This window comes from Collimonas sp. PA-H2 (assembly GCF_002564105.1).
GTDB lineage: Bacteria > Pseudomonadota > Gammaproteobacteria > Burkholderiales > Burkholderiaceae_D > Collimonas.
Map to the genome: position 1 here is coordinate 2,758,007 of NZ_PDBX01000001.1, position 12,052 is coordinate 2,770,058.

Below are 12,052 nucleotides of genomic sequence, written 5' to 3' on the forward strand. Positions count from 1 at the left end.
TACGCCTTGAGCCGCCAGTTGATCGATCCGGATCGATGGAGCAGGGCGGCATCGGCTTGTCGCAAGACGGAGCGCCGCAAGTACGGTTATGGCAGCGTGCAGTTGCCGCGACGGTCGCAATGACATTGTGGCTGGCGCCGCTGCAGGTGAGCTGGCATAACGCCACGCAGTCGGCGGCACAATTAGCTGTCAGCGAAGAGACGCAGCAAGCCAGAAACTCGGCGGTCGACTGGCAATTTTTTGCCGGCCAGTTGAAGCAAGGTCTGCAGCAGGCACAGCAAAGCGGTAATTGGGCGCCGCTGCAAGCACAGCTGGAGCGGCAGATTCCTGGCATTACCCGCGTGCTCTTGGCCAATGCGGAAGCCGCTCTACCGTCGGTACAATTTGGTCCACGCAGCGCCATGGCCGGCCCGATCACGGATCCCAACGCGCCGATCCGGTTTCAGCCGCAAATCACCAGCAGTACGGGGCCTAGCGGTGCGGTTCCGGTTGTCAATATCACCCAGCCGAATGCACAAGGCATTTCTTTAAATCAATATTCTGCTTTCAACGTCGACGTCGTTGGCTTGATTTTAAATAATAGTTTGACATCAGGCGGGAGTTTGTTGGGCGGGAATGTTTCAGCCAATCCCTTGCTCAGCGGTCGGACCGCTACCCAGATTATCAACCAGGTCACCAGCCAGGGAAGTCCCAGCAATATTAATGGCACGATTGAGGTGTTTGGCGCCCCCGCGTCGGTGATCGTAATAAATCCAAATGGTGTCAATTGTACAAGTTGCGGCGTGACGAACGCGCCGCATTTTACCTTGACCACAGGTACGCCGCAGTTCTTGAGCGGACCCGGTGGCACGGCTACATCGTTCGACAATGCCTCGGCGCTGGCCTACAACGTACAGGGTGGCCATATCCAGATCGAAGGTCTGCCTGGTGCCGACGGCAAGCCGGGCGCCGGTATCGAGGGGACTGTGGGGGCGATTGATCTGATCGCCGGCAGCATTGGCGTCAATGCGCCACTGTATGCTGGCCAGCAAATCAATCTCATTAGCGGCCAGCAGGTTGTCGCCCAGTCCCAGGCGGGACAGGGTAGGGCCGGCAGCGATTACCAGGTGAGCAGCAACGGCGCCAATACGGCCGCGAGCAATACTGCCGCACAAAACGCCCTGCAAATCGACGCCAGTGCCTTCGGCGCGATGACGGCGGGCCAGATCAAAATTATTAGCACCAGCCAAGGACTGGGGGTGCGCAACGACGGTACGCTGACCTCTAGCATCGGGGCAACGTCAATTGATGCGAATGGCGATGTCCGGGTCGGCACCACCTACGGTAAGACTACCGTCGACATTACGTCGACTGGTAATGTCACGGCCAATGGCGATAGCCTGGGCGAGCAGGGCGTCACGATTGCCGCGAACGGCAATGTACAGACCAATGGCAGCCTGCAGTCCCATCAGAACGTCAATCTGCAGGCCGGCGGCAATATCACAGGCTTCGGCGGAGCGGTAGCGGACAACAGCATCACGGCCACGGCGGGTAACTCGATCAACCTGGGCGGCAAGCTCCAGGCTGGCAATGCGCTCAACCTGACCGCGCTGGGTCATGATGGCACCGGCGATATTATTCTGGGCGGCAGCGTGACTGCGCCGAACGTGACAACACTGAATGCCGCACGCGACATCACGATCGATGGCAGCATCACCAGCGCCACGACACTGGCATTAGCAGCCACACGCAATCTGACCATCAACGGCACGGCCGGCGCGGTGGGCGATTTGAGCTTGCAAGGCAAACAAGGCAGCGTCACGACGACTGGCAACGTGGTCAGTTCCAGTGGCAACGTCAACGTTCTATCCAATACGGACGCCAATCTGGGCGGCCAGGTCTATGCGGCGCAAAGCGCCCAGCTGCAAAGCCAGAACGGCAGCATCAACGTTGGCGGCACGCTGGCGGCGCAACAGCAGGTCAATGCGACTGCAGGGAACAACGTCACTTTGGGCGGCAGTACGCAGTCCGGCGGCAATGCCAACATCACAGCAACGAACGGCAGTGTTGCGCTCAACGGCGACCTGACTTCCGGTGGTACGGCGCAAGTACAGGCAGGACAAAACATCACCGGCACCGGTAAATTGACAGCGCTGACTGATACAACGTTGACAGCAGGGCAGGCGATCGCGATTGGCGGCCTGCTGCAAACAGGCGGTAGTTTAACGGCGACTGCCGGCCAGAATGTCTCGTTGGCAGCGGTGACCGCTGGCGGCAATACGGGCGGCAGCGCCAATTTGCAAGGAGCCAACGTCAGCTTGTCCGGTCCGACCACCGTCGGCAACGCCAGCGGCGGCAATTTGACGATTGCAGCCAGCAACGACGCGACCTTGGGTGGTCAGACCCAGACTACGGGTAAGCTGCAAGTCAATGCCGGACGCGACATCGCTGTCACTGGCGGTACGCTGTCGAACGGCGCGACGACCTTGAACGCGACCCGTAATCTGGGTGTCGGCGGTACGGTGATCGCTCTGGGCGACACGAACCTGACGGCGCAAAACGGCACGTTGAGCACGACCGGCAGCGTGCTGGCCTTGTCCGGATTGAACGCGACCGCGGCAGGAGACGTCACGCTCGGCGGCCAGGTCTATGCCCAAAACGCAGCCGTTCTGCAAAGCCAGCACGGCAATTTGACCGTCGCCGGCGACGTCAATGCGCAAGACAGCCTGCAAGCCACTGCAGCGAATAACGTCACCTTGGGCGGCAATACGCAAGTAGGCAAAGATACGACGATCACGGCGACAAACGGCAATGTGAATCTGGCCGGTAATCTGGCCGGTCACGGTGCTGGTACATTGACTGCCGGCGGCAACATTGCTGGCGCTGGCAATACCCAGTTCACGAACGGTGCCCAATTGACAGCCGCCAAGGATATTGCGCTGGCCGGCACGGTCGGCGTTGGTGGTAATCTGAACGCGACCGCCGGCAACAACCTGAGCATGGGCGCAACCACGGTGTTGGGTAATGCGGCGTTGACAGCGACCCAGGGCAACGTCGCCCTGAACGGCGCGACGACGACGGGCGGCAATCTGCAAGCCAATGCAGGCACTGATCTGGTAGCCGCCGGCGCCGTCAACAGTTTGCAAAATGTCAGCCTCAACGCTGGCCGCAACCTGACGACGCAAGGCACGGTCGGCGCCAGCAATAATTTGACGGCGACTGCCGGCCAGACGCTGGCGTTGAACGGTGTGACCACTAGTCTCGGCGATAGCACCCTGAGCGGATCGAACATCGCGGCCGGCGGCGACTTGAATGTCGGCGGCAAGTTGCAAGCCACCGCGCAAAACAGCCTCAACCTGACAGGTGGCCTGCTGACCGTGGGCCATGACGCCAATCTGACGGCCACAGATATCACGCTGGGCGGCGCGGCGAGCGCGACCAGCATCACCGCGGCGAACCCGCATCCAGTGAACGCCATCGGCGGCAATTTGACCGCGACGGCTAGCAACAGTGTGACTACGGATAATGTCGGTGTCGTCAAGGGCAGTGCGGCCTTGAACGGCGCCAACAGTGTCACCAATAACGGCAACTGGTTAGCGGCTGGCGATGTCAATATCGCAACCAAGCAAGCCAATAACAGTGCTGGCGCGGCCTTGCAATCCCTGGGCACGACCACGATCAATGCCACCGACCTGACCAACGCAGGCACGGTCTATGGCGTGAACACCAACGTCAACGCGACCAATAGCATCGTTAACAACAATGGCGCATTGCTGGCGCGCGACAACCTGAACCTGGTGACCAACACTTTCGCCGCCAATCAAGGCGGGTTGCTGTTTGCCGGCGACACCAGCGCCGTATCTACTGCGCCGCCGGGCTCCGGCAATGTCAGCCTGACCGTCAATGGCGGAGCAGGTAGCTTCGATAACACTGGCGGCCAGATCCTCGCGTCGAATAACGTTACCCTGAAGTTGCCAAATCAAAACATCGATCCGACGGCGGCGAGCTTCGGTAAAGTCGATCTGAACGGCACGCTGACCCTGATTGCGAACACGATCAATGTGAACGGCAACTGGAATCTGCCAGGATCAGGCCTGAATCTGCAGGCGACCAATGCGTTTACGAATACCGGGACGATCCAGAAATCCGGCGACATCTCCATCAGCGGCGCTTCCTTTACCAATAGCGGCAGTGTTATTGCAGGCAACGACGTCACCTTGAACGGCGTCGTCACCAATCAGGCCGGCGGGGTGATTCACGCCGACCGTGACGTCAACCTGGGCGGCACGGTCACTAATGCTGGCAAGGTTGAAGCGGTACGCGACGTCAATTTGTCAGGCGCGAGCTATGACAATACTGGCGGCACCACGACAGCGAACCGCGACGTGAATGCGACGCTGTCGGGAGTGCTGACCAATGTCGGTAGTAGTATTACAGCAGCCCACAACGTCAATATCACTGCGGCTTCCGTGAACAACAATCGCGCAGCGCCTGTGGATCTGCAAAATACGACCACCACCATCAGCGACCCGTCCCTGTTGCTGTCGACTGTGGTCGGTACGAAGCCGGTCCTGGTTTCTGGCGGCTGCAGCGGCGACAATTGCCAACCCGATACTTACGTACAGCAAAACGTCACTCTGGGGGACTTGAGCCCCAACTTGACGACGGGGACGATCAAGGCGACTGAGGCCATTCTGGAGGGACCAAACGGTACTTGGTACTTTGCCGGCGACAACCCTAATTACATCTACAGCGGTGCGCCAACGCAGATATTTGCCTTGCCGACTGTGCAAAATACGGTGCAAAGCCAGACCAATGGCCAGCAGGGCGTCATCACCGCCGGCAACCAGACCAGCATTACCGCCAATAGCCTGCTCAATCGCGGCAGCACTATCAGCGGCAATAATGTGGTGTTGAATGTACAGAGTCTGGATAACGGTCGTTCCGACACCATCATCACCTCCAAGACCGCCACCTCAGTCAATCAGGGCGAACTCAACAGTTTCATGACGCAGTTGAATGCGCTGGGCACGAGTGTTGTCGGCGATGCCAGTCCGCCTTGCCCAGGTGAAGCGCAGGGCGGTTGCACCTCGAATGTCTTGCCGCCGACACTGACGCCGACACCGACTGCCAGCGTTGTGGCGCCTAGCACCGGCGGCACCACCACGGCACTGGGCGTGCGCGGCCAGATTGTGGCGAATCAGGATCTGAGCATCAGCGGCGGCAACCTGGTCAATGCCGGCAATATCGTCGCCGGCCGGGATGTCACGTTTAATGTGGCCAGCCTGACCAACCAGGGCGAGACCGGTTACAACGTGATCACGCAAGGCAGCCTGGTGGTGGCCAATCCGACCGGGCCGTTCTCGACCAGTGATAATTTCAATCCGCTGTCCCAGAGTATCGTGATCACGCAGGACCCGGCGACGATTGTCGCGGGGCGTAACCTGGCGATCACCGCGGGCAACGTTACCAATAACAATGCCAACATGGCAGCCTTGGGTAATGTCAGCATCACTAGCCCAGGCACGGTCAGCAACCAGTCGGGCACAATTCAGGCCACCAACGGCGACGTCAGCATCAATGCAGCGACGCTGAATAACGGGCGTAGTGGCGGCACCGTGGGTCTGCAATCGCGCCAGACCACGTTTGCCGGGCAGACTGTCGCCGATCTGAACCAGGATTTCTTCGGCGTGACGGAACAAGCCGAAACGACACAGGCGGGTGTCATTAACGGCGCGCGCAATGTCACTATCAACAGCGCGACGCTGAATAATAACGGCAGCCTGATCAATGCAGGACAAAATGCCAATATCACGGTCACCAACGCCCTGAACAACAATGCCGATGTGCTGGCGGTGACTAGCTACCACAGCCACGTCGAGAATCATTGCAGTCTGGGTTCTTGCGACCATGTGCGCGAGAATGATCCGGTCAACAACAATACGCCGAATCAATCGAACAGCATTATCCAGGCAGCCGGAAGCCTGAACGTCAACGGCCAGGGCGGTCAGTACGCCTCACTGCAGAATACCGGTACCATCACTGGCTACCAGGTCAACCTGACCGGCAGCAACATCACTAACGGTTATACCAATCCGCAAATCATGACGCCGGCGGGCTCTACCCCGAAAAACATCATTCCATTGGGACCGATCGGTGTACCGACAGCAGCGACCAATGCCCAGAATGGTGCTAACCAGGCTGCGGGTGCTGGTGGCGCTACAGGTCAGGTGAACGCTAATCCGAATGTGGGACCGCAGGGGCCGGTGCCGACCACAACCGCCAATGGCAGCAACGGTAGCGGCAGCACGGCAACAGGTGCTATTGGAAGCCAAGGCTTCGCGACTGCGCCGACCTCGACTGTGGGTAACGGCAATTTCCACTTTACAGCTGGCACGCCGACAGGGCAGAGCGGACTGCCGACACAGAGCAGCGCCAACGATCCGAAATACGTGATCACCAATCCGGCCAGCAGTGTGCTGGGTGGATTGACGCCGCAGGTGTTACTGAACAATCTGCCCTCGGCATTGCAGCCGAATGGCAATGTGCCGTTCTACTTCGATCCCTTTACCGAAAGTCAGCAGCTGCAACAGGCTGCATTGGCCCAGACCGGCAATGCCAGTTTTGTGAGCGGTGTACAGTGGGACAGCAAGAATCAGGTGAGCCTGGCTGATCAGCAAAAGGCGGTGTTGTACAGCAATGCGATCAACTACGCGACAGAAAACAATATCCAGCTGGGTCAGGCATTGTCGCAGCAGCAGATCAATGCGCTGACCGCGCCGATGCTGTGGTACGTCGAACAGGCTGTGCCGGATCCGAATTGCAAGGCAACAGGAACCTTCCAATGCGGCACCATCAATGCATTGATGCCGCAGGTCTATCTGCCGCAAGCCACGCCAGGGGCACTGGCCGGCGGTGTTATCCAGGGTAATCAGGTGACGTTGACGGCCACCGGCACGGGGACCGCACAAAATCCGAACGGTACGGTAACTAACACTGGTTATATCAGCGCCCAGCAGTTGATCATTAATGCGGGTGAGTTGGACAACGAGGCGCGATCCGCCGATATAGGCGTCCAGACGATTCGTACCAATGAGCAGGGTTACACAAAACTGACCGGCACTGAAGTTCAGCCGGGCGGCTTCTTGTCGGCGGCGAATTATCAGCTGAACGTTGATCGGGTCAACAGCATCAGCGGTCAATTCCAGCAGCTCAATGCTGATGGCACCGTGAGCCAAGCCGGCAGCCAGGCGTTGCTGGACAATCTGCAACAGCAACTCGGCAGTAATTTCACGCAGAGCACTGCCCAAAATAATGTTCAGCAGGAATGGGTACAGACCAAGAAGGCCGACTCAACTACGCAGATTGTGATGATTGTGGCAGCGGTGGCGTTAAGCATCGTTACCGCTGGAGCAGCAGCGGCAGCGATAGGTGCGATGGAGGAAGCCGCCGCAACCACAATGCTTTCGGCAATTGCTGATGGCGCGACCTTTGTTGAAGCATCGGCAGCGGGCGGCATGATGGCAAGCTCAGCCTTTGCAGTTGGTGGCTTTGCGAATGCAGCGATTGCCGGTGCAGTAGGGGCCATGTCCAGCAGCGCATTTACCCAACTGGCTACGACAGGCAATCTCGACATAGGGCAAACCTTCAAGGCCGGTGCGGTTGGCGGCCTGACGGCGGGACTAACGCAGGGGGTTACCTACGATAACGGCAGTTTGGGTATTGCCAGCGAAGCCAACGATCCGAACAGCCTTGCTAACCTGGCTGGTGCGCAAAGCGTAGGGAACGGTTTGACAGGCAATACAGTCACCCAAGCTGGTGATTCGACGGCGGCGACATTAGGAACACGCGTCGGAGCAGTCTTGGCTGATAGTACGATTAGTGCCGGGGTACAGACCCTCATTGATGGTGGTAGCTTTGGGAATGCACTGAAAAATAACTTGGTGCAGGCCGGAGCTGCAGCGGGCGCGTATGCGATTGGGAATGAAGCGGCTGCAGATGGTTCTTTGATCTCACCGGGCACTCCTGGCTACGTACTTGCGCACGGTCTTTTGGGATGTGCAGCATCGGCGGCGGGAGGGACCGGATGTGCCAGTGGTGCGATTGGCGGAGCCACCAGCGCAGCGATCACACCGTATCTTTTAGCGGCAATGGACCCGAATGCCACTGCGCTTAGCCCTGGACAGACGGCTGCCCTGACGGCTTTGTCTATGTTGGCTGGTGGTGGCGTCGCAGCACTTGCCGGACAAAACTCAACAACGGCCGCTCAGTTCGCTGAGAACGAAACACTGAACAACGACCTGGCTTCACTTTTGCATATTCAGTCTGCAGTAACGGGCGCGAAAAATGCTGCGTCGTGGATGGGAACAGCTGCGTCAGCTTTTGTGTCATCGCTTTACGGTGGCGCCAAGCAAATAGCACTCATGACCTACGACGGCGCGTACGCGTTGGGCGGCCCGGGTAGCCTTCCACCGCAAAGCGATCTGAATCAATCATTGGCAAAAAATGGAGTAATTGGTACTGGAAATGCGGCTGTAACGAATCTGTCGAATACTGCTATAGGAGTGGTGCAGGGTGATCCGAAAGCAATCGGATCCACCGTCGCAGCAATTGTGACCGGAGCTTTGACCGAAGGTTTAGTTGGAGCAGGGGAAGGCGGAACTTTAGTAAAAATTGGTGCTACCACTGACGGAGAGGTTAGTGCCGCGACAAACGCTGGTGCAAGTGGTGCTTATGCGCAAAAGGGCAGTCCTGGATTTGGTACTAGTACTTATACAGATGCCAATGGCAATGCGATTCCCACTGGAAACTCTTTGCCCTCCACTACCAGTTCACCCGGCAATGCCTCTACAAGCGGCGGCGGGGCTGCCGCAGGAGCAAACGCTGCAACTAATTCAGGAATAGCCGCAATTGCTGATTTAACGCCTCTGTCTCCTGCTCCTTCAGGTGGGATTAGTGCCACCAAGTTGGGTGCCAGTAGTTATTCCATTATCGACCTGACTCCTGCCGAACAGAGCTTGGCGAATCAGGTGGTGACAAAAGGTGATGCAAGCGGAGTTATTACAGAGAATTTAGTGGATTCTGTGGGACAGCGCCAAGGGCTAAATTCGTTGGATGGAGGAAAGTATGGCGGCGGTAGCAATAATGGATTTGATCATGTGTTCCAGAATTCTGATGGGACCGTCACTATTTTGTTAGATTCGAAGCAGATAGCGAATGGCACATTGAAGCTCTCGCCAGATGCCGCTGGGAATACAATGCAGATGTCGGACCAGTGGGTGCAAAATGTTCTTTTTAAACTTGATCCCACATCTCCTGCCTACAAAGCGGTGGACGCGGCATTAAAAAATAACACGTTAGTTAAAGGTGTTGCGGGTGTTGATCGTGCTACTGGTCAAGTTACAATTGTCCGGATTAAATAGACACAATTTTATGAAAAATATTATCGATACAAAAATATATGCTGAAAAGGCAAAGAAACGGCTTGCCCATGTCAAATCTCATGTAGATGTTATGTCTGATAACATTCAGAACCCAGTGCAACATATTTTGCAGGGTAGCGGAAATCCTCGCGCATGTGCAATGTCTTTGTCGGCACATGCTCAAGCAAGTGCCATGTTTGCATGGTTTCAATATCATGATTTACCGGCATTGAAACAATGGTGCTATGTTGCTTCCAAACTAGATCAACTTTATTACAAGATGCAAGAGTCTGATCCAGATTGGGGGCGAGGTTTCCCTCAGTTGTTGAAACCACTTCTATCTAACAATGAAGTTTTGATCAATTGGTTTGCGAACTATGATTTGGCATACGACATGAAGCGTGTGGAAAATCATAAAACTCTAGATTTTTGGGCATACCAAGCCAATGTGGCTTTGCGCGGTGATTGGCAACAATTAATCGCCCGCTGCGAAAAAGTAATCAATGACCCGCCCGGCAGTAGCGTTTTGCAAAAATACCTGATTGATCATCATTTTTATCTAGCTTTGGGGCGTGGGAATATTGCAGAGATGGAGGAGGTACTTGCACAAATTGCTTCTCCTAAGGCAATGAGAGGGCGTACTAATGACGAGAGTGGATTTACTGAAGATTTAATTTCTACGCCTGCAGTCATTTATTCGAAGATCGCCTGGTTGCATGGCTATCAAGTCAAAGTGGATTCGCCTTATGTTCCTATGGAGTGGTTACCAATGGAGCCTCTTGCACAATACGACAAGCATTATGATTTTTTGAAATCGTAAGATAGTAAGGACAACTCTTACAGCACCAATGCGGTCAGTTGTGTTTGTGAAAAAGTAAGAGGCACGTAATGAAAATCATTGAAAACTGTTGGAGTCAAATTTATGCAACCGAATGCCAGTATGGTGCGCATATTTTTGATGGATCAACGACAAAAATTTATGTGAATCATTGGCTGTATACAAGCCTAGATCAGGAAAAATTTTTTTATCGCAAAAACGATGAATGGCCCACTTACTACGTATGAGGATCCGTTCATTTTTATGAAAAACTATCCGGTTCCCGCGTGAGTATTAATCTGGCCGGAAGCGCCCAATTTTTTGTGCCACTGCACGCAACACATTCCACCTAGGGAAGCACTGATTTATTCCATCGCGACCGTTTCCGAGCATGCTCATACCTGAGACAATATTGGCACTTTCACCGGCGCTGGAATCGATCATGCAAAAGAGTTTTTCTGACCTTGAGTACGCTGCCAAAAAGAAACTGACGCGGCGTGACCGCTTCCTTGCGGCGATTGATGTGGCGACGCCGTGGGGCAAGCTGCATAAGCTGATCGAGCCACACTACCCGAAGGTCGCCGGCGCCGGGCGTCCGCCGATTGGATTGGCGCGTATGTTGCGAATGTACGTAGCCCAGCAGTGCTTTGGCCTGTCTGACGAAGGTATTGAAGATGCGATCTACGACAGCCAGGCCATTCGGGCTTTTGTCGGCATTGACTTGAGCCGCGAGTCGGCGCCGGATGCGACGACGCTGCTCAAGTTCCGTCACCTGCTTGAGGCGAAAGGCCTGACACAAAAGATTTTCGAGGCGATCAATGCGCACCTCGCTGCCAAGGGCTTGATGATGCGCGAAGGGACCATCGTCGATGCAACCTTGATCGCTGCACCACCATCGACCAAGAATAAGGACGGTGAGCGCGATCCGGAAATGCACCAATCGAAGAAGGGTAATGACTGGCATTTCGGCATGAAGGCGCATATCGGCGTGGACGCTGCTTCCGGCTTGGTCCATACCGTTGTGGGCACTGCTGGCAATGTCTCCGATGTCACGCAGGCGCACGCGCTGCTGCACGGCGATGAAGTGGCGGCGTTCGGCGATGCGGGCTATCAGGGTGTGGAAAAGCGCATTGAGAATATTGGCAAAGCCGTGACGTGGCACGTGGCGATGAAGCGCGCCAAACGCAAAGCCCTGCCGAAGAACAAGCTGGGTCGCATGACTGAAAAACTTGAGCATCTCAAGGCGAGCGTACGCGCCAAAGTCGAGCATCCATTTCATGTCATCAAGAACCTGTTCCGTCATCAGAAGACCCGTTACCGTGGCTTGGCGAAGAACACCGCCCAGTTGTTCACGTTGTTCGGCTTTGCAAATTTGGTGCTGGCCGGCAGGCGATTTACGATCACTGAAACCCGAAGTGCGTCCTGAACGCCGAAAGGCGTGAAATACAGGGGCAATTTCGCCCCAAAATGCAATTTTCGAGCAGCTTTCGGCCGCAATTCCCGTGACGACAAAAATCGTCGCCAAAAATTCGACCGCGCGGCAGAAATTATGAATTGATCAGTGCTTCCCTAGTGGGCGCCCCTAATCATTCCTTATCTTGGTTTACCATCCGGTTGGAGATTTCTAGTTACTGAAAAATATGAAGATGTTTGGGAGGACAGATTGATACTTGAAAAATAGCGTAAGACATCAGTGGATGGTATATACATGAAGACTACCAAGTGTAGGAAGCTTGCATCAAAAACTGCTGAAGAGCAATGAACGAAGCCAGGGTCAGATACCGTCTTGAATAGCAAGCCCATTGATTAAATAATTTGGATCGAAGGGCTTGTC

4 protein-coding genes are annotated in these 12,052 nt (G+C 55.6%); all 4 read left to right on the forward strand.

Features of this window, described 5'->3' with window-relative positions; translation table 11 throughout:
* Positions 1-125 precede the first annotated feature (125 nt).
* The 4 genes from BCF11_RS12515 to BCF11_RS12525 all read left to right on the forward strand — a co-directional run bounded on the left by BCF11_RS12515 (position 126) and on the right by BCF11_RS12525 (position 11,644).
* Positions 126-9,401 (forward strand): hypothetical protein, encoded by a 9,276-nt coding sequence (locus BCF11_RS12515; protein WP_158229192.1) that lies wholly within the window; start codon positions 126-128, stop codon positions 9,399-9,401.
* Positions 9,402-9,411: 10 nt separating this feature from the next.
* On the forward strand, positions 9,412-10,221 hold the full coding sequence (locus tag BCF11_RS12520; protein WP_098495040.1) for an Imm49 family immunity protein: 810 nt from the start codon (positions 9,412-9,414) through the stop codon (positions 10,219-10,221).
* A gap of 68 nt (positions 10,222-10,289) precedes the next feature.
* A complete protein-coding gene (locus BCF11_RS27995) occupies positions 10,290-10,466 on the forward strand; it encodes a hypothetical protein (protein WP_158229193.1) in 177 nt (58 codons plus the stop codon).
* A 194-nt stretch (positions 10,467-10,660) separates the two neighbouring features.
* The gene (locus BCF11_RS12525; RefSeq protein WP_098493072.1) at positions 10,661-11,644 is read left to right on the forward strand and encodes an IS5 family transposase; all 984 of its coding nucleotides are present in this window, start codon (positions 10,661-10,663) and stop codon (positions 11,642-11,644) included.
* The last annotated feature ends 408 nt before the right edge of the window (positions 11,645-12,052 follow it).

Bases quoted from the DNA above. Each gene is read 5' to 3' on its own strand.
- BCF11_RS12520 (WP_098495040.1), top strand. From the start codon at position 9,412: ATGAAAAATATTATCGATACAAAAATATATGCTGAAAAGGCAAAGAAA.
- BCF11_RS27995 (WP_158229193.1), top strand. From the start codon at position 10,290: ATGAAAATCATTGAAAACTGTTGGAGTCAAATTTATGCAACCGAATGC.
- BCF11_RS12525 (WP_098493072.1), top strand. From the start codon at position 10,661: ATGCAAAAGAGTTTTTCTGACCTTGAGTACGCTGCCAAAAAGAAACTG.